A 23,446-nucleotide genomic window follows, 5' to 3' on the forward strand; every position below is an offset into this window, starting at 1 on the left:
TGATACGACGGCCGCCGCGCGTCACTGGGATTGAGCTGACGGCGTAGGCGGGAGCAGCGGTCCGCAGTCCCACCGCTGGAAGATCAGCCGGGTCTCCACCCGGGCCACCTCCCGACGGGACGTGAACTCGTCCAGGACCAGGCGTTGCAGGTCCGTCATGTCCGCCACGGCCACCTGGACCAGGTAGTCGTCGGGACCGGTCAGGTGGAACACCGTACGCGACTCCGGCAGCGCCCGGATCCGCTCCACGAACGGGCCCACCAACTCCCGCCGGTGCGGCCTGACCTGCACCGAGAGCAGCGCTTCGAGACCGCGCCCGAGTTTGGCCGGATCGAGTTCCAGCCGGTGCCCGAGGATCACCCCCGAGCGGCGCAGCCGCGCCACCCGGTCCAGGCAGGTCGACGGCGCCACGCCCACCTGGGCGGCGAGATCGCGGTAGGTGGTCCGGGCGTCGTTCTGAAGCAGCCGCAGCAGATGCAGGTCCACCGGATCCAGTACGACGGAATCGGCCATGTGCCGAACGTAGCACGGCGTTCGGCATGATCGGCCCGCCTCCTGTTCACCCTTCCGTCATGGACACAGCAAGTACGGACACAGCATGCATGGGAACGGCGGCCACGGCGGCGGCCCGCCCCCGCCGCGCCCTGGCCACCGAGGCGGTGCACGCCGGCCGCGACGACCTCGCCCGCCAGGGACTGCACACCCCGCCGATCGACCTGTCCACCACCTACCCGTCATACGACAGCCGTGCCGAGGCCGCCCGCATCGACGCCTTCGCCACCGACGGCGCGGACCCCGTCGGACCCCCGGTCTACGGGCGGTTGGGCAACCCGACGGTCGCCCGCTTCGAGACCGCCCTGGCCCGCCTCGAAGGCACCGCGTCCGCGGTGGCCTTCGCCAGCGGCATGGCCGCCCTGTCCGCCGTCCTGCTCGCCCGCGCCTCCGCGGGCCTGCGCCATGTCGTCGCCGTACGGCCCCTGTACGGGTGCAGCGACCACCTTCTCACCGCCGGTCTGCTCGGCACCGAGGTCACCTGGACCGACCCGGCCGGCATCACCGACGCGCTGCGTCCCGACACCGGCCTGGTACTGGTCGAGTCCCCGGCCAACCCGACGCTGGCCGAACTGGACCTGCGCGCCGTCGCCCACGCCTGCGGCACGGTCCCGCTGCTCGCCGACAACACCTTCGCCACTCCCGTCCTGCAACGCCCCGCCGAACTCGGCGCACGTCTGGTGCTGCACAGCGCGACCAAGTACCTCGGCGGTCACGGCGACGTGCTGGCCGGGGTGGTGGCCTGCGACGAGGAGTTCGCCGGGCAGCTGCGCAAGACCCGGTTCGCGACCGGCGGCGTGCTGCACCCGCTGGCCGGCTATCTGCTGCTGCGCGGCCTGTCCACCCTCCCGGTACGGGTTCGCGCCGCCTCCGCCAACGCCGCCGAACTCGCCCGCCGGCTCACCGCCGACCCCCGGGTGGCCCGCGTCCACTACCCACGGCTCGGCGGCGCGATGATCGCCTTCGAGGTGCACGGCGACCCCCACGAGGTCGTCTCCCGGGTAGGGCTGATCACCCCGGCCGTCAGCCTGGGCAGCGTGGACACCCTCATCCAGCACCCGGCGTCGATCAGCCACCGCGTCGTGGCCGCGGGCGACCGCAGAGCGGCCGGCGTGAGCGACCGGCTGCTGCGCCTGTCGGTGGGCCTGGAGGACGTGGACGACCTGTGGTCCGACCTGGACCGGGCCCTGGGGCGGCGGTAGCACCCCGCCCGGGGCGCCGGAGTGCCCCCAGCCGAAGGCCGGGGGCGGCACCGCGGTCCCCCCGGCCCCTACGGCGCTTCGGCCCTCCCCGTCTCACCCGCACCGGAGAGCCACGTCGCGACCCCTACGGCATCCAGCCGAGCGGTGATCACCAGCGTCCCCTCCTCGACCTGGTAGTCGAGCGGCAGCCCCAGTGCCCGCATCGCGGCCACCATCCCGGTGTTGGACGCCTGCGTCACCGCGTACACGCTCTCGCAGCCCGCCTCGACCGCCATCCCCACCAGCCGGCTCAGCAACTCCCCGCCGATGCCCCGCCGCTGCCAGTCGTCCTCGACGAGCAGCGCCACCTCCGTCTCGTCCCCGTCCCAGAGCAGGTGCCCGAGTCCCACGATGCGCCCCGACGCGGTCCCCACCGCCAGCGTCCGGCCGAACCGGGGGCTCAGCAGGTGGTTCAGATAGCGGTCCGCGTCCCCTACGGGACCGTGGTACCGCAGTCCCAGGGTCCGCGCCGAGCAACGCTCGTGCATCGCCTTGGCCGCCTCCAGGTCACCCGTGTCGGCCCGGCGCACGGTGATCGCTTCCCCCTCCGGCAGCGTGAGCACGTCCTGGCCGTGCGGGATGCGCGGCCCGAGCCGGGCGTCCAGTTCCACCAGCGCCCGCGCCCGCGCGAACTCGGTGGGTGTGAAGGGCAGATACGGCCGCTCCACGGTGATCACTCCGCCTTCCGGCGCACGCAGCCGCATCACGGTGTCCTCCAGCACGCCCTCGACGGGAACCGCCTCGGGGCGCCGGGCCCCGCCCACCGGATGGGCGGGGAGCGAGCGGATCGTGCACCGTCCCAACAACTGCCGGAGTGCCAGCGGAAGTTCCGCGGCGTCCAAGGCCGTGCGGGTCGCCAGACCCAGCACCCGGGTCGGGGCGTCCACCAGATCGTGCGTGTCGGCCCGCTCGATCCAGGTGTCCGTGCCCCCGGCCAGCGAGAGTGCCCGGGTGATCTCACCCGCGGTCAGCTCGCCGGGGCCCCGCAGCAGGAACTCGTCCACGGTGCCGTCGGCCAGCGGATGCGTCTGCAGGCTCAGGATGTCCACCCGGTGCGCGGCCAGCGCGGTGCACAGCGCGGCCAGCGAACCGGGTTCGTCCCGCACCGTCGTGCGCAACCGCCACAGCGTGGCGGGCGTCCCCCCGGCCGCCGGGGCCTGCGCCTCGGGCCCGGCCTGCCCCGTCGCGTCGACGGTCGGCCGGGCGCCGGTATCGGTGTCCGGCACCGGCGGTGCGTGACCTGGGCGCCTCGCCCACCAGACGTGGAAGCCCGCGGTCGCCGCCAGCACCAGCGCCGACACGACCAGCAGCACCGGACCGTCCGGCCCGTGCCCGACCAGGTTGGCCACCCCGTCCGCGACCGCCACCGCCGTGAACAGCGCGGCCAGTTCGACGACGTCCCGTCGCCAGTGGTGCACGGGGCGTCCGTTCCTCGTGCGTGTCACATCAGACATGTCTCGATTCATGCAGCCACTGTGAAGGAAAGGTGTTGCGTGATCGCGAACGCCCTGTGACCGATCGGTAAAGCATGCTTATGTTCCTTTTGTTGATGTTTTTACTACCGCTCAGGGACCGCTCGGCGCACTCGGCGGCAACGGAGAGCAACTCCCCGAGCCCACGCGCCGAGCCGGAGGCCCCCGCGGTCGCCAGATCGACGAGCAGGACGGGCAGGGCGTGCCGGAGCATCTCCCACAGGGGCGCGTTCGCCCCGGTGGCCGCCGCCGTCCGCGCCGACTCGGCCGGCCGCAGCCCTCGGGGTGTCGGGTGCCCAGGCCTTAGGCCACGCACGGATGCGTGCTCTCGCCTGCCGTGCCGCCGGCCTCGGCGAGCAGCGGGAGTCGCGCAGGCGCTGCTGCGGGTGCGGCGCGAAGAGCGCTCTGCTGAGAATGCGGCAGGGCCGCGCCCCGGGGGATGACGCCGGAGCGCGGCCCTGCGAAGAGCGTACGGGAGTTACTGGCCGACCCGGCCCGGCTGCAGCGTCCGGGTGAACAGCACCGTCCCGTCGTACTCGCGCAGACGCACCGTCAGCTCGCCGGAGTCGCCGTCGATGTCGACCTCGCCGAAGAACTGGTAACCCTCGGCCGGGGACACGTTCGAGGCGGTCGGCGCCTTGACGAACACCCGGTCGGGGCCGAACGTGCCGTCCAGCGCGTTGGCAGGGAAGGCGCCGGCGTTCAGCGGACCCGAGACGAACTCCCAGAACGGGGCGAAGTCCTTGAACGCGGCCCGCGACGGGTCGTAGTGCTGGGCCGAGGTGTGGTGGACGTCGGCCGTCAGCCACACCGTGCCGGTGATCCTCCGGTGCTTGATGTACCGCAGCAGCTCCGCGATCTGCAGCTCACGGCCGAGCGGCGCGCCCGGGTCGCCCTGGGCGACGGCCTCGAAGTTCGGCTTGCCCTCGACCGGGTCGGGCACGACCAGACCGAGCGGCATGTCGGCGGCGATCACCTTCCACACCGCACGCGACCGGGACAGTTCCCGCTTCAGCCACTCCAGCTGCTCGGCGCCGAGGATGCCCTGCGGGTCGGTCGTCTGGTCGTCGGGCGAGTTCGCGTCGCGGTAGGTCCGCATGTCCAGCACGAAGACGTCGAGGAGCGGGCCGTGGTGGTGGACCCGGTAGATCCGGCCGTCGGGGCGCCCGCTGATCGTGGAGATCGGGAAGTACTCGGAGAACGCCTGCCGCGAGCGCGCCGCCATGTCGTTCAGCCTGGTGCCGGCCGGGTAGGGGGTGCCGGTGCCGATGACCTCGCCCGGGTACCAGTTGTTGCGGACCTCGTGGTCGTCCCACTGGATGACGTTCGGGACCTGGGCGTTGAACCTGCGCAGCGCCTGGTCGAGCAGGTTGTAGCGGAAGTTGCCGCGGAAGTCGTCCAGGGTGACCGCGACGTGCGACTTCGCCTCACTGGTGACGTTGCGGTACAGGCTGCCGTCGGGCAGCGCCTGCGTCGAGGGGATCACGCCGTCGGCGTAGATGTTGTCGCCGCTGCACAGGAAGAAGTCGGGGTCCAGCTTCGCCATCGCGTCGAAGATGCGGTAGCCGCCGATGGACTCGTTGATGCCCCAGCCCTGCCCGGCCAGGTCGCCGGACCAAACGAACCGCACGCCCTGGCGGCGGCGCGCGGACGCGGTGCGGAAGGTGCCGGTGACCGGCTCGCCGGTGCGGCGCGGGTCGTCGGGGTCGGCGAGCAGCACGCGGTAGTGGATCTGCTCGCCGGACGGCAGGCCGTGCAGCCGGGTGGTGCCGGTGAAGTCGCTGCCCGCGCCCAGCAGCGGGCCGTGCCACCTGCGGGCGCCCCGGAACGACTCGGTGGCGGAGGTCTCCACGATCATGCGGGCCGGCCGGTCCGAACGGACCCACACCAGACCGGAGTCGGCCGTCACGTCGCCCGCCTGCACGCCCCAGTCGGCGCGGGGCCGCCCGGACAGTGCGAACGCCGGCGCCGAACCGAGCGCGGTGGGCAGGGCCAGGGCCGCCGACGCGGCGAGGGAGCCGCGCAGCACGCTGCGACGGCCGGGGAGCGGAAGGGACATGGGAAGGGCCTCCAGGGCGGGATCCGGCCAATGTGCACCGCCACAACTACTGGTGCGCCGCAGCGCACACGGAAACCGCGGGTGAACACTGGCCGGGCCCCGGACGGCACCCACCGGGAACCGGCCGCCACAGCCGGGGTCCGGATGCGGGTGGGATGCGGGCTTTTTCGGGGGCTCGTTCGTCAGCGGCTGCCGTCCAGGATGACCCGGGCGACCAGCGCGGGGTCGTCGTTCATCGGGCAGTGGCCGCAGCCGGGCAGCCGGATCAGCCGGGCCTTGGGGATGATCTGCGTGGCGCGGACGCCCTGGCGGCGCACCAGCAGCAGGTCCCGGGTGCCCCAGCCCACCGTCACCGGGACGCCGGGGATGTCGTCGGTGAACTGGACCAGGGAGCCCGCCCGCAGGGTGTCGGCGAACCCGGTGGCCCGTGCGAGGGCGAGGGTCTCGGCGACCACGGCCTCGGGTGAACGGCGCGCCGGACGGGCGTAGATGGTGCTCGTCAGGGCCGTCCGCCCGGCGGCCGTCCGGGACAGCCGTTCGACGAGCGGCAGCGGCAGACGCTCCGCGATCCGCCGCATGGCGATGAGCACCCCGAAGGCGTAGCGCCGCTCGGCCTGCGACCAGAACCCGGCGGGTGAGAGCGCGGTGACGGACCGTACGAGCTTCTCGCGGCCCAGTTCCAGCGCCAGCAGCCCGCCGAGCGAGTTGCCCGCCACATGGGGCCGGTCCAGCCCCAGCGCCTCGAACAGGGCGCCCAGCACCACGTTGGTCGTCGGCAGGTCGTACGTGAGGCCGTCGGGCAGGCCGGGGGAGGCGCCGAAGCCGGGCAGATCCACGGCGATCACGTCCCGCTCGGTCGCGAGGATGTCCACCACCGGGTCCCAGGCCTGCCGGTGATGCCCTATCCCGTGGATCAGGACCAGGGGTTCACCGCGGCCCACGCGCGCGTAGGCGACGGTCACGTCCCGCTGACCGTGCGGGGTCGCGACCTTGAAGGAGACGGTGGCGGACATGGAGGCTCCTCGTCTGGCGGGGCTGGCGGCTTCGTCGACTCCGTAGACAGCTTGTCAGCAATTGCTACCGGCGGGTAGACCCCGGTGGGGTGTGTCGCGTCTTCGTGGCCGCCGCCCCCGTGCCCCGCGGACCATTCTGGGCGCGGCGCCCGCCGGACGGTCCGATCACGGCTGGACAGGCCGGGGACGTGTCGGATGGGATGGGGGCCGTGACCGCCGACACCCTCACCGACGTCTTCGAGGAACACCGCCCTGTGCTCATGGGAGTCGCCTACCGCATGCTCGGCCGGGTGGCGGACGCGGAGGACGTGGTCCAGGAGGCCTGGCTGCGCTGGTCCGGCGGCGACCGCGGCGAGGTCCGCGAACCGCGCGGTTACCTGGTGCGCGTCACCACCCGGCTCGCCATCGACCGGCTCCGCCAGATCCAGGCGCGCGGCGAGACCTATGTCGGCCCGTGGCTGCCCGAGCCGTACGTCACCGACTTCGGCAGCGCCGCCCCCGACGCCGCGGAACGTGCCGAACTGGCCGACTCCGTATCGCTCGCCGTCCTCGTCGTCCTCGAATCCCTGTCGCCCCTGGAACGCGCCGTGTTCGTGCTGCGCGAGGCCTTCGGTTACCCGCACGCCGAGATCGCCGCCATGCTCGACCGGGGCGAGGCCGCGGTGCGCCAGCTCGCCGGACGCGCCCGGCGCCACGTCGACGAACGCCGGCCGCGCTACGAGGTCGACCCTGCGCAGCGCCGGGACCTGACCGAACGGTTCCTCGCCGCGGCGGCCGAGGGTGACCTGGAGGGGCTGATGTCCCTGCTCGCGCCGGACGTCCGCCTGGTGAGTGACGGCGGCGGCAAGGTGACGGCGGCGCTGCGCGTCGTCGTCAGCCCCGCGAAGGTGGGCCGGTTCGCCGTCGGCGTGGCCCGCAAGCGGATGACGGGGCTGTCCTTCCGCTTCCTTGAGGTCAACGGCGGCCCGGCCGTGCTCCTGCTGGCCGGGGACGAGCCGGTCGGCGTGGTCCAGCTGGACGTCGCCGACGGCCTGGTCCGGACCGTCCACATCATCAGCAACCCCGACAAACTACGGTCGGTCACGCTTCGCTGAACCCGCGTGTCACTCGCTCCCGCACTGCGACGGGAGCTTTGCCGCCATGTCACGAGAACCACCCCGTGCGAACCCCTCGTGAACGCTCCGCGGCGTCGTCGCCGTGCGGTGGCCGGGGATCGAGGATTGGTATTGACCAAGGGTGTCCGCCGCCCTATGGTCGCAGATAAGTGCAACAACCTTTAATAAACAAGGGCGCTAAAACGCCGCCGGACCACGGCGATTGCGGAGGACAGGGTGGGGACCACGCAGCTGGAAACGGTGCCGGAACCGAAGTACTGGCATCTCAAGACCGTGCTCAGTGAGGCACTCGACTCGGAGTTCTCGGTCGGCGAGATCCTGCCCAACGAGCGCGACCTCGCCGCCCGTTTCGGAGTGGCCCGTGCCACCCTCCGCCAGGCCCTCGAACAGCTCGAACTGGAGGGCCGCCTCCAGCGTCGCCGTGGTGTCGGGACGACCGTCGCACCGCCGCGCGTGGGCGTGGCGGTGGGCACCGACCAGCCCGCCTGGCCGGGCGCTCCCGACGATGCCTGGCAGCCCGTCGACTGCACCCTCGCGCCACCGCCGGCCGCCGTCGCCGCGGCCCTGGACGGCGGCGCCGACGAACCCGTGCACGTCGTGCGGCGCTCCCGGGTCTCCCACGGGCAGCCCGTCGCCGCCGAGCTGCTCTACGTCCCGGCGTCCTCGGTCCCGGACCTGACGGCGATCGACGCGCCCGCCGGATCGGCACGCGCGCGTGCGGTGCTGCGCGAGCTGCAGCGCCTGGAGCTGGAAGGCCGGGACAGCGCCGTGGAACTCGGGTCGGCCCGCGCGGACGACGCCAAGGAACTCGACCGTCTGCCGGGCGCCCCGGTCCTGGTCGTGACGACCCGCTTCCTCGCGGCCGGCCGCACCGCCGCCCTGTCCGTCGCCACCTACCGCGCGGACACCTGCCGGCTCACCTTCGGCGACTCCGGCGGCGTGGAGATCCACCACGGTCCGGAACGCCAGGCCTCCTAGCGACAGCTCCCAGAACGACCCGTCGCGCCCCGGAACCCTTCCGGGGCGCGACGCGTTCCAGGGCACCCGCCCGCCGTCCCCCTGCTGTTCACCGCCGGGCGGTGACCGTGCCGTCGACGGCGAAGAGCTGTTCCTCCACGTGGTCCAGGGCGAGCCGCAGCGCGCCGGTCGCGACCGCCGCTTCACCGAGGACGGAGAGGGCCACCCTGGGCGGGCGCAGGCAGTAGCGGGCGAGTTCGCGGCGCAGCGGCTCCAGGACGCCGTCGAGCCCCGCCGCCCAGCCGCCGATCACCACCAGCTCCGGATCGAGCGCCAGCACCAGCGCGGCCACGTCGTGGACCAGCCGCTGTATGAACCGGTCGACGGCGGCCCGTGCCCGCGCGTCCCCCTTCCGGGCCAGCGCGAACACCTCGGCGACCGCCTGCTCGTCCAGGGGGTGCAGCGGTTCGTCGGTGGTCGACAGCAGCGTCTCCGGGGTCACCTCGCGGCCCAGCAGATGCAGCGCGCCGATCTCCCCGGCCGCACCGCCGTAACCGCGGTGCAGCCGCCCGCCGATCAGCGAACCGGCGCCCGGACTGAGCCCGGCCAGCACCATCACCACGTCGTCGGACTCGGTGGCGGCACCCTTCCAGTGCTCGGCCACGGCCGCCGCGTTGGCGTCGTTCTCCACGAGGACCGGGCACTTGAAGGACCGGCTGAGCCGCTCGCCGAGCCGCAGCCCCGTCCACTCCGGCAGCGCGGTGCCCAGCCGCACCCTGCCGTCCGCCTCGACGATCCCCGGCGTGCCGACCCCGACGGCGCGCAGCGAACTGCGCGGCACCCCGGCCCGGCGCAGCAACTCGGCGACCGCGGTACGCAGCCGTTCCAGGCGCTCGTCCGCGTCGGCCGTCTCGTCGACCTCCTTGGCCTGGGCGCCCAGCACCCGGCCGTCCAGGTCGGCGAGGAGCGCCGCGACGCGGTGCGGGCCGATCTCCAGGCCGAGCAGGTGCCCCGCCTCGGCCCGGAACCGGAACCGCCTGGCGGGCCGCCCCTGCCGTCGTGCGGCACCCTCCTCGGCGGCCTTCTCCACGACCAGACCGGCTTCGATCAGCCCCTCGACCACGCCCTCCACCGTCGGCCTGGACAGCCCGGTCACCCGGGTGATCTCGGTGAGCGTCGCGCAGTCCGTGGCCCGCAGCGCGTGCAGCACCACCGCGGAATTGATCCTGCGCAACAGAGACGGATCACCGCCGGTCAGCCCCGCCAACGTCCGTCCTCCCAGCTAGCTCCGCGTGTTGGCCGGATCGTACTTCCCCACCACCGACCCCGGCGAGTGCCCGACCCCCGGCCCGCGAAAGACGCACCCTCACCGCGACGCCACGAACCCCCACCCGGACGCGCCTGCGACGCCGCGGAAGTCAACGGCCGGGGGCTGGTTTCCGTCGCGAGGGTGGTTTGGCGGTTCGGGGTGGGGGCGTGCGGGGTGGCGTCGGGACACTGGGGCGTGGGGGCGGTCGCGGGGGCCGCTGGGGAGGGTGGGGGACGCATGGCCGACAGTCGGATTCTGGTCGCGGTGCCGGAGCATCCGCGGAGCGAGGGCGCCGCGGCCGAGCAGTTACGGAAGATCCGGGACGCGATCGAGGCGGGCGGCTTCGAGGTCCGCTGGGCGGTGACCGCCCAGGACGCGGACGCGGTGCTGCGCACCGAGGCCGGTCTGGCGGGGGCGGTGGTGGCCTGGGACCTGCCGTGCGTCGCCGGTGACGGACCCGGCACCGCGCTCGCGGCGCCGCGCGGCGCGCTCGTCCGGCCGGGCGCCACCTTCGACGGAACCCCGGGCGGCGGCGCCGTGCTGCGCCGGATCGGCCGTCGGTACCGGGACCTGCCGGTCTTCCTGGTGATGGCCGACGACCAGGCCTGGGACCTGCCGCTGTGGGTGTCCGAGTCGGTCGTGGGGTACGTCTGGCCGCTGGAGGACACCCCCGGTTTCATCGCGGGCCGGGTCACCGCCGCCGCCCGCGCCTACCGGGAGTCCGTACTGCCGCCGTTCTTCCGGGCGTTGCGCCGCTTCGACGACGCCCACGAGTACTCGTGGCACACGCCGGCCCACTCCGGCGGCGTCGCCTTCCTCAAGTCGCCCGCGGGACGCGCCTTCCACGACTACTTCGGCGAGCGGCTGCTGCGCAGCGACCTGTCGATCTCGGTCGAGGAACTGGGCTCGCTGTTCGAGCACACCGGCCCGATCGGCGAGGCGGAGCGCAACGCGGCCCGGGTGTTCGGCTCCGACCTCACCTACTTCGTGCTGCACGGCGACTCCACGTGCAACCGCCTGGTCGGCCACTTCAGCGTCACCCGCGACGAGATCGCGCTGGTCGACCGCAACTGCCACAAGTCCGTCCTGCACGGCCTGGTCGTCTCCGGCGCCCGGCCGGTCTTCCTGGTCCCCACCCGCAACGGCTACGGCCTGGCCGGGCCACTGCCCCCGGCCGAGATCGCCGCGGACGCGGTGGCCGCCCGGATCGCCGCGCACCCGCTCACCGACGGCGCGGTGTCCTCGCACCCGCAGTACGCGGTGTTCACCAACTCCACGTACGACGGCCTCAGTTACGACGCCGTACCCACCGCCCGCGCGTTCGCCGGCAGCACGCCCCGGGTGCACTTCGACGAGGCGTGGTTCGCGTACGCCCGCTTCCACCCGCTCTACGCGGGCCGGTACGGCATGTCGGTGGACGAGGAGTCCTTCCCCGGCCTGGACCGACCCACCGTGTTCGCCACCCAGTCCACGCACAAGCTGCTGGCGGCGCTCTCGCAGAGCGCCATGGTGCACGTCCGGTCGGCGCCCCGGGCGCCGGTGGAGCACGACCGGTTCAACGAGGCGCTGATGATGCACGGCACCACCTCGCCCCTCTACCCGATGATCGCCTCGCTCGACGTGGCGACGGCGATGATGGACGGCCCGCAGGGCGAGTGGCTGATCGACGAGGCGGTGACCGAGGCGATCCGCTTCCGCCAGGAGACGGTGCGCCTGGGGCGGCGGATCGAGAGCGCCGGGGACCGGCCGCCGTGGTTCTTCGGGGTGTGGCAGCCGGACACGGTCACCGACCCGGCGACCGGCGACCGGATGCCGTTCGAACAGGCACCCCTGGAGCTGCTTCGCACCCACCAGTCCTGCTGGCTGCTGGAGCCCGGCGCCGACTGGCACGGCTTCCCCGGGCTGACCGAGGGGCACTGCATGCTGGACCCGGTCAAGGTCACGCTGACCTGCCCGGGGATCGACGCCACCGGTGAGATGGCCGAGGAGGGCATCCCCGCGCGGGTGCTCACCGCCTATCTGGCCACCCGGAAGATCGTGGTGGAGAAGACCGACAGCTACACCACGCTGATCCTGTTCTCCATGGGCATCACCAAGGGCAAGTGGGGCACTCTGCTGGACGCCCTGACCGATTTCAAGGCCCTCTACGACGCCGAGGTCCCGCTGGAGCGCGTCCTGCCCGAGGTCGCCGCCGCGCACTCCCGCCGGTACGCGGGCCTGACCCTGCGCGGGCTGTGCCAGGAGATGCACGAGCAGTTGCGCTCGGTACGGCTGGTGGAGCTGCTGGACACGGCGTTCCAGCGGCTTCCGCAGCCCGTGGCGGCACCGCGGCACTGTTACGAGCGGCTGGTGCGCGGCGGTACCGAGCGGGTCCGGATCTCGCAGGCGGCGGACCGGGTGGCCGCCGCCATGGTGACGGTCACCCCGCCGGGCATCCCGGTCCTGATGCCCGGCGAGTCGACCGGCTCCCCCGACGGCCCGCTGCTGCGCTACCTCACCGCCCTGGAGTCCTTCGACCGCCGTTTCCCCGGCTTCCGCAGCGAGACCCACGGCGTGACCCTGGACGAGGACACGGGCGACTACCTGATCGAGTGCCTGTCACCCGAGGGACCCTAGTCCTGTGCCGCGTCCCGCAGCCGCGCGAACTCCTCCGCCATCGTCGCCGCGGTCCAGTGGGCGTTCAGCCCGCTGGGGTTCGGCAGCACCCACAGGCGCGTGTCCCCGATCGTCCGCTCCTGCGGGCCCACCCGGGCCCCGCGGTCGGCGAAGGCCGCACGGTAGGCCGTGACACCCACCACCGCCAGCCAGCGCGGGCGGGTTCGCGTCACCTTCGCCGTCAGCAGTTGCCCGCCCGCGACGTACTCCTCGGCCGTCAGCTCGTCGGCGCGCGCGGTGGCCCGCGCCACCACGTTCGTGATGCCGAGCCCGTACGACAGCAGCTCACCCTGTTCCGCGGGCTTCAGCAGCCGCGGGGTGAAACCGGAACGGTGCAGCACCGGCCAGAAGCGATTGCCGGGACGGGCGAAGTGGTGGCCGGTGGCCGCCGTCATCAGGCCCGGGTTGATGCCGCAGAACAGCACCTGGAGACCGTCCGCGATCACGTCCGGGACGAGCCGGTCGCGGGCGGCCTCCAGCTCGGCCGCGGTGAAGCGGGGGGAACGGCCGGTCAGAGGATCGCCCCGGGGGCGTAACCCGCGGCCTCCGGGTGCTGCTTGACGATCTCCTCGACGCGGCCGACGACGACACCGACCTGGGCGGCCGCCGCGCCGGTGAAGGACAGCTTGTCCGCCATCAGGGCCGCCAGCCGCTCACGGTCGAGCGGCAGCCGCTCGTCGGCGGCCAGCTTGTCGAGCAGGTCGTTGCGCTCGGCGCCCTGCTCGCGCATCGCGAGCGCGGTGGCGACCGCGTTCTCCTTGATCGCCTCGTGGGCCACCTCTCGGCCGACCCCCGCCCGCACCGCGCCCATCAGCACCTTGGTGGTGGCGAGGAACGGGAGGTAGCGGTCCAGCTCGCGCGCGATGACGGCGGGGAACGCCCCGAACTCGTCGAGGACCGTCAGGAAGGTCTCCAGGAGGCCGTCGAGCGCGAAGAAGGCGTCCGGCAGGGCCACCCGGCGCACCACCGAGCAGGACACGTCGCCCTCGTTCCACTGGTCGCCCGCCAGCTCACCGGTCATCGAGGCATAGCCGCGCAGGATCACCATCAGGCCGTTGACGCGCTCGCAGGACCGCGTGTTCATCTTGTGCGGCATCGCGGAGGAGCCGACCTGGCCCGGCTTGAAGCCCTCGGTGACCAGCTCGTGCCCGGCCATCAGGCGGATCGTCTTCGCGAGCGAGGAGGGGGCCGCCGCCAGCTGCACCAGCGCGGTCACCACCTCGTAGTCGAGGGAGCGCGGGTAGACCTGGCCGACGGACGTGAACGCCTGCGAGAAGCCCAGGTGCCGGGCGATCCGGTCCTCCAGCTCCGCCAGCTTCGCCGCGTCCCCGCCGAGCAGGTCCAGCATGTCCTGGGCGGTGCCGACCGGGCCCTTGATGCCGCGCAGCGGGTAGCGGCCGAGCAGCTCCTCGACCCGGCCGTACGCCACGAGCAGTTCGTCGGCGGCGGTCGCGAAGCGCTTGCCGAGGGTGGTGGCCTGCGCGGCGACGTTGTGGGAGCGGCCGGCCATCACCAGCTCGGCGTACTCGCCGGCCAGCCTGCCCAGCCGCGCCAGGACGGCCACCGTACGGTCGCGCACCAACTCCAGCGAGAGCCGGATCTGCAGCTGCTCGACGTTCTCGGTGAGGTCGCGGGAGGTCATGCCCTTGTGCACGTGCTCGTGCCCGGCGAGGTCGTTGAACTCCTCGATCCGCGCCTTCACGTCGTGCCGGGTGACCTTCTCGCGCTCGGCGATCGAGGCCAGGTCGACGGTGTCGAGGACTCGCTCGTAGTCGGCGATCGCCTCGTCCGGCACCTCGATGCCGAGGTCCTTCTGGGCCCGCAGCACGGCGAGCCAGAGCTGCCGCTCCAGCTTCACCTTCTGCTCGGGCGACCAGAGCGTGGCGAGCTCGGCGGAGGCGTAGCGTCCGGCGAGGACGTTCGGGATGCGGGGCTTGGCGGCTGCGGCAGAGGTCACGTGTACGGATTCTACTGGTCGATTCATGCAGGCCAGCGCCACGGCCCCGGTCGTGCGAAGCTACGAGAGCCACGTCACGGCTGGGGCAGGTCGGCGAGTTCCGCCAGCACGTCCGCGTGGCACTGCTCCGGCGCGCACCAGCACGCCAGCGTCTTCCCGCGCAGTTCCGCCACGAGTTCCAGCAGTTCGGGCCGCTCCAGCAGATGGGCCCGGTACATCGCCATCACCTCGGCGCGGGTGCCGTCCCGCTTCCGCTTCGGGGTGTCGTAGGCGAAGGGGTTGCGGAGCGGGTGGCCGGGCAGATCCCAGCCGCCCATGCTCCAGCGGCGGCCGACGTGGACGACGTCCGCGGGGGCGTCCTCGAGCCGGGGGCCGAACTCGTGGATCCGGCCCCTGACACTGATCACCCGCGTGCGCACAGGACCGACGCTACGCCTCGAACGGCAGCAGCTCCGGCCGCTTCGGCACGCGGCCGTCACCGGAGGAGCGGCCGGAGAGCCTGCGGCCTATCCACGGCAGCAGGTGCTGCCGGGTGAAGCGGACGTCCGCGACCCGGCGCGCGACCCAGCCGGGCGGCGCGGAGGCCGGTATCGGCGTACGCCATTCGGTGTCCTCGGGGTCGTAGCCGAGGGTCTGCCAGACCGCCTCGGCGACCCTGCGGTGCCCCTCGGCCGTCAGGTGCAGGCGGTCCACGTCCCACAGCCGGGGGTCGGCCAGGGAGGGCGCGCCGTACAGGTCGACCACGAGGGCGCCGTGCCGCTCGGCCAGTTCGTCCACGCAGGCGAACAGCTCCTCCATGCGCGGCCGGAACCGATCGAGGACCGGGCCCTGGCGGCCCGGGCTGCGCATCAGCACCAGCTGTTCGCAGGCCGGTGCCAGCCGCTCCACCGCCTCGGTGAGCAGATCCCGGACCCGGGCCATGTCGCACTTGGGGCGGAGGGTGTCGTTGAGGCCGCCGACCAGGGTGATCACGTCGGGCCGCATCGCGACCGCCACGTCCACCTGCTCCGCGACGATCTGCGCGATCAGCTTGCCGCGCACGGCGAGGTTGGCGTAGCGGAAGCCGGGGGTCTTGGCGGCCATCCGGGTGGCGAGCACATCGGCCCAGCCCCGGTAGGAGCCGTCGGGCAGCAGGTCCGACATGCCCTCGGTGAAGGAGTCGCCGACCGCGACCAGGCTGGAGTGTGCGGGAGGCACAGGGTTCGTCTGCATGGCGACAGAAATGGTATCCCGAGGCCCATACCCGTCGGTCGGTCGGTCAGTCAGTCAGTCGGTCCGGTCCGGCGCCGGCTCACGCGTGCTGGCCGAACAGCTCCCGCAGCACGTCCTCCATGGTCACCAGGCCCGCCATCCGCCCGTCGTCGCCGAGCACGCCCGCCAGATGGGTGCGGCTGCCGCGCATCGCGGTGAGCACGTCGTCCAGCGGTGTGTTCTCGCGCACCCGTGCGATGGGCCGCATGTCCCGCAGCCGGAACGGCACGTCCTGCGACGGGGCGTCCAGTGCGTCCTTGACGTGCAGATAGCCGACGATCCTCCGCACCTCGTCGACCACGGGGAAGCGGGAGAACCCCGACTCGGCCGACAGCCGCTCCAGCTCCACCGGGGTGACGCCCACGCGCGCGTACACGACGCGTTCCAGCGGTACGACCACGTCCCGTACGGGCCGACGGCCCAGTTCCAGGGCGTCGTGCAGCCGCTCCTGCGCCCGGTCGTCGATCAGGCCCGCCTCGCTGGCGTCCTTGACGATCTCGGCGAGTTCGGCGTCCGTGAAGGTCGCCGAGACCTCGTCCTTGGTCTCCACGCGGAGCAGCTTGAGCAGGGTGTTGGCGAACGCGTTGATCGTGAAGATCACCGGTCGCAGCGCCCGCGACAGGGCCACCAGCGGCGGGCCGAGCAGCAGCGCGCTGCGCACCGGCTCGGCCAGTGCCACGTTCTTCGGCACCATCTCGCCGAGCAGCATGTGCAGATAGGTCGCCAGGGCCAGCGCGATCACGAAGGACACCACGTGGCCCGCGCCCGGGGGCACGCCGACCGCGTGGAACACCGGCTCGAGCAGATGCGCGATCGCCGGTTCCGCGACCACGCCCAGTACCAGCGTGCACAGCGTGATGCCGAGCTGGGCGGCGGCCAGGAGGGCGGAGACGTGCTCCAGACCCCACAGCACGCTCTTGGCCCGCCGGTCGCCCGCCTCGGCGTACGGCTCGATCTGGGAGCGGCGCACGGAGATCAACGCGAACTCGGCGCCGACGAAGAAGGCGTTCACCACCAGGGTCGCCAGACCGATCAACAGCTGTACGGCGGTCATCGCCCGGCCCCCTGCTCCGTCTCGTCGTCCAGCGGCGCGTGCAGCAGCACCCGGGACGCCCGTCGCCCCGCCGCGTCCACCACGTCCAGCCGCCAGCCGGCGACCTCCACACTGTCCCCGGTCTCGGGTATCCGGCCGAGCTGGGCCGCGACGAGACCGGCCAGCGTCTCGTAGGGCCCCTCGGGCGCCTTCAGGCCCACGCGCGTGAGCTGGTCCATGCGGGCCGCGCCGTCCGCCGAGTACAGGGCGCGGCCCTGGTCGTCGGCGCCCGCGGGGGCGAGATCGGGGGTCTCGTGCGGGTCGTGCTCGTCGCGGACCTCGCCGACGACCTCCTCGACGATGTCCTCCAGGGTCGCGACACCGGCCGTACCGCCGTACTCGTCGATGACGACGGCCATGGTGCGCCGGCCGCCGAGGCGGTCCAGGAGACGGTCGACGGTGAGGGACTCGGGGACCAGCAGGGGTTCGCGCATCACCTGGTCGACCTGGACCCGGGCCCGCTCCTCGGCGGGCAGTGCCAGGACGTCCTTGATGTGGGCGGTGCCGACGACCGCGTCCAGGGTGTCCCGGTAGACCGGGAACCGGGACAGGCCGGTCGCGCGGGTCGCGTTCGCCACGTCCTCGCAGGTCGCCCGGACCTCCAGGGCGACCACCTGGACGCGCGGGGTCATCACGTTCTCGGCGGTGAGGTCGGCGAGGTTCAGCGTGCGCACGAACAGCTCGGCGGTGTCCGGCTCCAGCGCGCCCTGCCTGGCGGAGTGCCGGGCCAGCGCCGCCAGCTCCTGGGGCCCGCGCGCGGAGGCCAGCTCCTCGGCCGGCTCCACGCCGAAGCGCCGGACCACCCGGTTCGCGGTGTTGTTCAGATGGGTGATGAAGGGCCGGAAGGCCGCACTGAACCAGCGCTGGGCGTTGCCCACCCGCTTCGCGACGGACAGCGGCGAGGAGATCGCCCAGTTCTTGGGCACCAGCTCGCCGACGACCATCAGGAACACCGTGGACAGCGCGGTGCCGATCACCAGTGCGACCGAGCTCGCCGCCGAGGCCGGGACGCCGATCGCCTCCAGGGGACCGGCCAGCAGTTTGGCGATCGAGGGCTCGGCGAGCATGCCGACCACCAGATTGGTGACCGTGATGCCGAGCTGTGCCCCGGAAAGCTGGAATGTCAGGTTCCGTACGGCCTTGAGGGCGCCCGCGGCTCCGCGTTCGCCGCGCTCCACGGCACGCTCCAGCTCGCCGCGCTCGACCGTGGTCAGCGAGAACTCGGCCGCGACGAAGGCACCGCAGGCGAGTGACAGCAGGATCGCCACCAGCAGGAGGAGCACTTCGGTCATCGGGTCACCTCCGTCCCAGGATCGGACAGGGGGGACGGGACCGCGCGGTGTTGCCGGCGCTGCGCACTGGGAGGCTCGCCCATGGGCGGACGCTCACGCACCTTTCATGGAGAAACGGGACGACCCCTCAAGAGTAAAGGATCGGCAAAGCGTTTCACTCGGTGGCCTCGGCCAGCGGCTTCACCCACCGACGCCACCTCTCCTCGGGCGCGTACCCAGCCGCGCGCCAGGCATGGTGGGCGGTCTCGTTGCGCACCAGCACCATGGCGTCCCCGCGCCGCCCGCCGAGCCGTACGAAGCGTTCCTCGGCGGCCGCCAGCAGCGCCGAGCCGACACCCCGGCGGCGCCGCCCCGGATGCACCGCCAGTCGGTACAGGTGGCAGCGCCAGCCGTCGAAGCCCGCGATCACCGTCCCCACCAGTTCGCCGTCGAGTTCGGCGAGGAGCAGTGCCCCGGGGTCCCGGGCGACCAGGCGGTCCGCCCCGGCACGGTCATCGCTGATGCTCGTGCCCTCGGCCGCCGTCTTCCAGAAGGCGAGCACGGCGTCCAGGTCGTCGGGCGCGGCGGCCCGTATGCGCAGATCGGTCATGCGCCGATCCCACCACCGCGGTCCTCGCGCGCCCGGCAATTCCAGTATGCGGACGCACCCGCCGGGGCGCCTCAGTCGTGCGCGATGGCGGCGAGCACGTTCATGCGGGACGCGCGCAGCGCCGGCAGCAGCGCGGCCACGATGCCCACGACCGCCGAGCCGATCACGACCGCGACGATCGTGCCCCACGGGACGGCCAGCGCCTTCATGCCCTGCAGCGCCAGCACCCGCTGCGTGCACACGCCCCACACCAGGCCGAGCGCCAGCCCCAGAACGGCGCCGAACACCGCGATCACCACCGACTCCAGCCGGATCATCCGGCGCAACTGCCGCCGGGCCAGTCCGATCGCGCGCAGCAGCCCGATCTCCCGGGTGCGTTCCACCACGGAGAGGGCGAGGGTGTTGACCACGCCGAGCACCGCGATCACGATCGCGAGGCCGAGCAGGGCGTACACCAGGTAGAGCAGCACGGAGATCTGGTCGTGGACCAGCTTCTTGTAGTCGGCCTGGTCGCGGACCTGCACCTGCGGGAACGGGGCGAGGGCCCGCTCCAGGTTCGCGCGGAGCCGGTCCGCGCTCGTGCCGGCGGTCCGGTTCACGTACAGCGACGAGTCCTGGCCGTCGGGGACGTACTTCTCCACGGTGGCGATGCCGAAGAACAGCCCGCCCTGGGTCCCGAAGCCACTGCCGCCGTCCTGGTCGGTGAGGGCACCGACCCGCAGCTCGGTGGTCCTGCCGCCCGGGAACTCGACGTGGAGCTCACTGCCCAGCCGGACCCCGTGGTCCTCGGCGAAGCCGACGTCCATGCCGAGACCGCCGTCGGCCAGCGCCGCCGCGGTGTCGCCGCCCCGGTAGACGACATGGGCGACCCGATCGACCCCCGGGTCGTACCCGGCGGCGGTGGTGGTGACCCGCTTGCCGTCCGGCAGCCGGACCGCCACCGGCGCGAACCGCTGCCGCACGACGAGGCCCACGCCCTCGGTACCGCGGACCTTGTCGGTGATCTCCTTGGTGAACGGCAGGAAGTTGCCGTTCTGGATCACGAAGTCGGCACCCAGCGTCTTGTCGATCTGCTGGTCGAACGACCTGGACATGGAGGCGCTGGCCACCGACATCCCGCCGACCAGGGCGAGGCCCACCATCAGCGCGGCGGCGGTGGCGCCGGTCCGGCGCGGGTTGCGCAGGGCGTTGCGCTGGCTCATCCGGCCCACCGGGCCGAACAGCGCGGGGAAGGCCGCGCCGAGGACCCGGATCACGGGCCGGACCAGCAGCGGTCCGGCGATGACCGTCGCGATCAGGGTGAGGACGACGCCGAGACCGAGCAGCGAGGCGGCGGAGGCGGTCCTGGTGGCCGCCGCACAGCCCGCGAGGGCGGCCGCCCCGAGCGCCCCGACGACCGAGCCCACGACCGCCCGCGCCTTCAACGGCTTGCCCACCCCGGCGATCTCGGCGTCCGCGAGCGCCGCCATCGGCGACACGGCGGCCGCGCGCCGGGCGGGCAGATACGCGGCGACGAAGGTGACCCCGACGCCCACGACGTACGAGGCGACCGGTGTGGCCCAGCCGATGACCATCTCGGTGGCCTTGAGGTTCATACCGAACGCGGTCATCAGCCCGATCAGTCCGAACGCCAGACCGATCCCGGCTCCGAGCCCCAGCGTCGAGCCGACCAGCCCGAGCAGCGCGGCCTCGGTGAGCACCGACCGGCGTACCTGCCGCCGGTCCGCGCCCAGCGCGCGCAACAGGCCCAGCTCCCGGGTGCGCTGGGCGATCAGCATGGAGAAGGTGTTGACGATCAGGAACACGCCGACCAGGGTCGCGATCCCGGCGAACCCGAGCATCACGTACTTGATGACGTCGAGGAAGCCGCCGAGGTCCGCCGCCGAGGACTTCGCCTGCTCGTCGGCGGTCTTCAGGTCGTACGTCCCGGTGCCGATCGCCGCGCCGATCCGCTGTTTGAGCACGGCGTCCGGCACGCCCTTCGCCGCGTCCACCGAGATGCTGGTGGCCCGGCCGGAGGAGCCCAGCAGTTCCCTGGCCGCGACCGCCGGGTCCAGGTAGACGAGGGCGGCACCGGGGTTGGTGGTGGTGAAGGTGGCGATGCCGACGATCTCGACCTCGAAGCTGCCCGGCCGCGCCTGCACGGTCAGGGTGTCGCCGATGCGGACGTGCTTGCGGTCGGCGGTGTCCGCGTCGAGGAGGGCCTGCCCCGCGCCCCGCGGGGCGTGCCCGGAGGTGAGTCTCACGGGACTGCGGTGGGTGAGGAACCAGTCGGTGGCGATGGTCGGGGCGCCGGTCGTGGGGCCGACCGACCTGTTGTGCCGGTCGACGACCACGATGTTCTGCACCGACACGTCCGCGTGCGCCGCGGCGACCCCGTCGACCTCGGCCACCCGGTGCGCCAGCGCGGCGGGCACGGTCTGGACGGCCCCTGTCGGCACCGACGACTTGAGGTCCTCCTTCGGCCGCACGGACACGTCGGCGGAGGTGGAGGCGAACAGCCGGTCGAAGGTGCGCGTGACGGTGTCGGAGAAGATCAGGCTGCCCGCGACGAACGCCACGGACAGGACGATGGCCAGCGCGGACAGCAGCAGCCGCCCCTTGTGGGCGAGGAAGCTGCGCAGGGTTGCCTTGAGCACCGGCTCACTCCTTTTCGGGCCGCGGGGAGAACAGCCGCATCCGCTCCAGCACTGCCTGCGCGGTGGGACTCTCGATCCGGTCCACCAGACGGCCGTCCGCGAGGAAGAGCACCAGGTCGGAGTGGGCGGCGGCGCTCGGGTCGTGGGTGACCATCACGACCGTCTGACCGAGCCGGTCGACCGCCTCCCGCAGGAACCCCAGCACCTCCAGGCCCGCCCGGGAGTCCAGGTTGCCCGTGGGCTCGTCGGCGAAGATCAGCTCCGGGCGGGAGGCCAGCGCCCGGGCACAGGCCACCCGCTGCTGCTGACCGCCGGAGAGCTGGGCCGGCCGGTGTTTGAGCCGGTCCCGCAGCCCGAGCGTGTCGATGACCTGGTCCAGCCACTCCTGGTCGGGCTTGCGGCCCGCGATGTCCATGGGCAGGGTGATGTTCTCGGCCGCGTCGAGCGTCGGGATCAGGTTGAACGACTGGAACATGAACCCGATCCGGTCCCGGCGCAGCCGCGTCAGCTCGCGGTCCTTCAGCCCCGTTATCTCGGTGCCGCCCAGCCACACCTGACCGGCCGACACGCTGTCCAGCCCCGCCAGGCAGTGCATCAGGGTGGACTTGCCCGAGCCCGACGGGCCCATCACCGCGGTGAAACGGCCGCGCGCGATGTCCACGTCCACCGAGTCCAGCGCGAGCACGGCCGTCTCACCCGCCCCGTACGCCTTGGTCAGTCCGCGTGCGCGCGCCGCGATCCCGTCGGCCGCGGGCGCCTTCGCAACTGCTGTGGACAAGTCTGCCTCCCCCGGTCGCGACCTCTTTGCCCGGGGCGAGCGTAGTGTGACCCGCCGCACTGGCGATATCACATTTCGGTCCCGATGCGCGCTTGCCGTTGCTAGCGTTCCGGCGCTAGCTTCGAGGTATGGCTAAGACCCAGCTGAACGTGCGGGTGGACGAGGGCACCGCCAGGGCGGCCCGCGAACGCGCCCTCGCGCGCGGCATGAGTGTCAACCGCTACATAGAGGAACTGGTCATGCAGGACACGGGTGAAGCGGGCCGGACCTTCGTCGAGGCCGCCGCCGACTTCATGAAGCAGTACGAGTCCGTCTTCGCCGAGGAGTTCGGCGAGACGCACGGTACCGACACCTCTGACAAGACCGAAGGCCGTCACTGATCCCTTGAGCGACCTGACCATCGACCTCGCCTGGCTCCTCATGCTCGCCGAGCAGAAGACCCCCGGTGACCCGCAGGTCACCGACTGGGGTGCACTGATCGCGGCCGTGGCCCGGCACCAGGCCGAGATATTCGACGTCCCCGTCTACGACACCCCGCACGCCCGCGCCGCGGCCCTGCTGCAACTCCTCATCCACGTCCCGGCGCTGGAGCGCTCGAACGCCCTGTTCGCGTCCTCGGTCGCGTACGCCTACCTGGTCGCCAGCGGCCTGAAGATCGCCACCTCGCCGGAGCAGGTCCGCGACCTGGCCCGGCTGGTCAAGACCGGCGGAGCGAGCGTCGCCGACATCGCCGAGGAACTGCGCAGCTGGAGCCTGTGAGCGGCTGAGCGGTTCTCACGCCCCGGGCTCCGGAGGGCGCCGCGCGACCCCCAGCACGCAGTACGAGGACGGCAGCCGCGGCCCGGTCTCCGGCACCGACAGCCGCCGGTACGGGCCGAGTTCGAACCCGGCGGCGCGCAGGGCGGCGACCGGCTCGCGGGACAGCCGGCAGCCGCCGGCCAGCATCGGCCACACCGTCCGGTCCAGGGCCCGCTGGGTGAACCGCATCGCCGGGCCGCCACCCCGCCCGTGCTCGAAGAACCGCAGCTCCCCGCCCGGCCGCAGCACCCGCCGTACCTCCGCGAGCGCCCGCGGCACGTCCCGGACGCTGCACAGCACCAGCGACAGCACCGCCGCGTCGAAGGCCTCGCTCTTGACCGGCAGTGCCTCCGCCGCGCCCGGCACCACGTCCACCGGCACCTCGGCGCGCACGGCGGCCCGAACCGCCAACAGCCGCAGGGCGCGCTCCGGTTCGATCGCGACCACCTCCGCCACCGAACCCGGGTACTTCGCGAAGTTCAGCCCGTTGCCCGCGCCGATCTCGATCACCCGCCCGGACAGCCCCGACAGCAATCGCTCCCGGATCGCGGCCATCCCCAGGCGGGTCTCGGCGCTCACACTGCACCGGGCGTAGACACGGGCGAACAGCGGGTGGTGGACGGGATCGCGCACCGGTGTCCCGGCACTGGCGGACATCAGCCGCATGACGACCTCC

General features: G+C 72.8%; 21 protein-coding genes. 6 read left to right on the forward strand and 15 right to left on the reverse strand.

Features of this window, described 5'->3' with window-relative positions:
• Positions 1–21: 21 nt before the first annotated feature.
• A complete protein-coding gene (locus tag ACZ3KP_RS00645) occupies positions 22–513 on the reverse strand; it encodes an Lrp/AsnC family transcriptional regulator (RefSeq protein WP_132887826.1) in 492 nt (163 codons plus the stop codon).
• Positions 514–602: 89 nt separating this feature from the next.
• Here ACZ3KP_RS00645 and ACZ3KP_RS00650 point away from each other — a divergent pair, with 89 nt between their 5' ends.
• Positions 603–1,754, forward strand: coding sequence for a trans-sulfuration enzyme family protein (locus ACZ3KP_RS00650; protein ID WP_467496724.1), 1,152 nt, complete (start codon positions 603–605; stop codon positions 1,752–1,754).
• A gap of 68 nt (positions 1,755–1,822) precedes the next feature.
• On the opposite strand, the gene ACZ3KP_RS00655 is transcribed toward ACZ3KP_RS00650, so the two are convergent.
• The 3 genes from ACZ3KP_RS00655 to ACZ3KP_RS00665 form a co-directional block, all read right to left on the reverse strand.
• Positions 1,823–3,211 carry a GNAT family N-acetyltransferase gene (locus ACZ3KP_RS00655; protein WP_467495179.1) on the reverse strand — a complete coding sequence of 463 codons (1,389 nt, stop codon included), beginning with the start codon at positions 3,209–3,211 and terminating at the stop codon, positions 1,823–1,825.
• A gap of 532 nt (positions 3,212–3,743) precedes the next feature.
• Positions 3,744–5,324: an alkaline phosphatase D family protein gene (locus ACZ3KP_RS00660; protein ID WP_467495181.1), complete on the reverse strand. Its 1,581-nt coding sequence runs from the start codon at positions 5,322–5,324 to the stop codon at positions 3,744–3,746.
• Positions 5,325–5,506: 182 nt separating this feature from the next.
• Positions 5,507–6,337: an alpha/beta fold hydrolase gene (locus tag ACZ3KP_RS00665; RefSeq protein ID WP_467495183.1), complete on the reverse strand. Its 831-nt coding sequence runs from the start codon at positions 6,335–6,337 to the stop codon at positions 5,507–5,509.
• Between the two features lie 209 nt (positions 6,338–6,546).
• On the opposite strand from ACZ3KP_RS00665, the gene ACZ3KP_RS00670 reads away from it, so the two are divergent.
• Positions 6,547–7,431, forward strand: a complete 885-nt coding sequence (locus ACZ3KP_RS00670; protein WP_467495185.1) for an RNA polymerase sigma-70 factor — start codon at positions 6,547–6,549, stop codon at positions 7,429–7,431.
• A 237-nt stretch (positions 7,432–7,668) separates the two neighbouring features.
• The gene (locus ACZ3KP_RS00675; RefSeq protein ID WP_467495187.1) at positions 7,669–8,430 is read left to right on the forward strand and encodes a GntR family transcriptional regulator; all 762 of its coding nucleotides are present in this window, start codon (positions 7,669–7,671) and stop codon (positions 8,428–8,430) included.
• Positions 8,431–8,518: 88 nt separating this feature from the next.
• Here ACZ3KP_RS00675 and ACZ3KP_RS00680 read toward each other — a convergent pair whose 3' ends face one another.
• Entirely contained in the window at positions 8,519–9,676 is a 1,158-nt protein-coding gene (locus ACZ3KP_RS00680; protein WP_467495189.1) for an ROK family transcriptional regulator, read from the reverse strand.
• Between the two features lie 279 nt (positions 9,677–9,955).
• Here ACZ3KP_RS00680 and ACZ3KP_RS00685 point away from each other — a divergent pair, with 279 nt between their 5' ends.
• Positions 9,956–12,334, forward strand: a complete 2,379-nt coding sequence (locus ACZ3KP_RS00685; RefSeq protein WP_467495191.1) for an Orn/Lys/Arg family decarboxylase — start codon at positions 9,956–9,958, stop codon at positions 12,332–12,334.
• Here the strand turns inward: ACZ3KP_RS00685 and mug are convergent.
• The 9 genes from mug to ACZ3KP_RS00730 all read right to left on the reverse strand — a co-directional run bounded on the left by mug (position 12,331) and on the right by ACZ3KP_RS00730 (position 21,972).
• Complete coding sequence (mug, locus tag ACZ3KP_RS00690; RefSeq protein WP_467495193.1) at positions 12,331–12,819, reverse strand: G/U mismatch-specific DNA glycosylase; 489 nt, start codon at positions 12,817–12,819, stop codon at positions 12,331–12,333. The genes ACZ3KP_RS00685 and mug overlap by 4 nt on opposite strands.
• A 65-nt stretch (positions 12,820–12,884) precedes the next feature.
• Positions 12,885–14,357 carry an adenylosuccinate lyase gene (gene purB / locus ACZ3KP_RS00695; RefSeq protein WP_361340125.1) on the reverse strand — a complete coding sequence of 491 codons (1,473 nt, stop codon included), beginning with the start codon at positions 14,355–14,357 and terminating at the stop codon, positions 12,885–12,887.
• A 47-nt stretch (positions 14,358–14,404) separates the two neighbouring features.
• The gene (locus ACZ3KP_RS00700; protein ID WP_467495195.1) at positions 14,405–14,749 is read right to left on the reverse strand and encodes a DUF4326 domain-containing protein; all 345 of its coding nucleotides are present in this window, start codon (positions 14,747–14,749) and stop codon (positions 14,405–14,407) included.
• Positions 14,750–14,759: 10 nt separating this feature from the next.
• Positions 14,760–15,542: an SGNH/GDSL hydrolase family protein gene (locus ACZ3KP_RS00705; RefSeq protein WP_467495197.1), complete on the reverse strand. Its 783-nt coding sequence runs from the start codon at positions 15,540–15,542 to the stop codon at positions 14,760–14,762.
• A gap of 79 nt (positions 15,543–15,621) precedes the next feature.
• Positions 15,622–16,635, reverse strand: coding sequence for a hemolysin family protein (locus ACZ3KP_RS00710; protein WP_467495199.1), 1,014 nt, complete (start codon positions 16,633–16,635; stop codon positions 15,622–15,624).
• Positions 16,632–17,966, reverse strand: a complete 1,335-nt coding sequence (locus tag ACZ3KP_RS00715; RefSeq protein ID WP_467495201.1) for a hemolysin family protein — start codon at positions 17,964–17,966, stop codon at positions 16,632–16,634. The genes ACZ3KP_RS00710 and ACZ3KP_RS00715 overlap by 4 nt, the downstream gene beginning before the upstream one ends.
• 154 nt (positions 17,967–18,120) lie before the next feature.
• Positions 18,121–18,555 carry a GNAT family N-acetyltransferase gene (locus ACZ3KP_RS00720; protein ID WP_467495203.1) on the reverse strand — a complete coding sequence of 145 codons (435 nt, stop codon included), beginning with the start codon at positions 18,553–18,555 and terminating at the stop codon, positions 18,121–18,123.
• Between the two features lie 71 nt (positions 18,556–18,626).
• Positions 18,627–21,194 carry an ABC transporter permease gene (locus ACZ3KP_RS00725; RefSeq protein ID WP_467495205.1) on the reverse strand — a complete coding sequence of 856 codons (2,568 nt, stop codon included), beginning with the start codon at positions 21,192–21,194 and terminating at the stop codon, positions 18,627–18,629.
• Between the two features lie 4 nt (positions 21,195–21,198).
• Positions 21,199–21,972: an ABC transporter ATP-binding protein gene (locus ACZ3KP_RS00730; protein WP_467495207.1), complete on the reverse strand. Its 774-nt coding sequence runs from the start codon at positions 21,970–21,972 to the stop codon at positions 21,199–21,201.
• A 128-nt stretch (positions 21,973–22,100) separates the two neighbouring features.
• Here ACZ3KP_RS00730 and ACZ3KP_RS00735 point away from each other — a divergent pair, with 128 nt between their 5' ends.
• Both ACZ3KP_RS00735 and ACZ3KP_RS00740 read left to right on the forward strand, forming a co-directional pair.
• Positions 22,101–22,352, forward strand: coding sequence for a toxin-antitoxin system HicB family antitoxin (locus tag ACZ3KP_RS00735; protein WP_467495209.1), 252 nt, complete (start codon positions 22,101–22,103; stop codon positions 22,350–22,352).
• 4 nt (positions 22,353–22,356) lie between these two features.
• The gene (locus ACZ3KP_RS00740; protein WP_132887845.1) at positions 22,357–22,731 is read left to right on the forward strand and encodes a fic family toxin-antitoxin system, toxin component; all 375 of its coding nucleotides are present in this window, start codon (positions 22,357–22,359) and stop codon (positions 22,729–22,731) included.
• A gap of 15 nt (positions 22,732–22,746) precedes the next feature.
• Here ACZ3KP_RS00740 and ACZ3KP_RS00745 read toward each other — a convergent pair whose 3' ends face one another.
• Entirely contained in the window at positions 22,747–23,436 is a 690-nt protein-coding gene (locus ACZ3KP_RS00745; protein WP_467495211.1) for a class I SAM-dependent methyltransferase, read from the reverse strand.
• Between the last annotated feature and the right edge of the window lie 10 nt (positions 23,437–23,446).

The organism is Streptomyces sp. NPDC020958 (genome assembly GCF_055562175.1).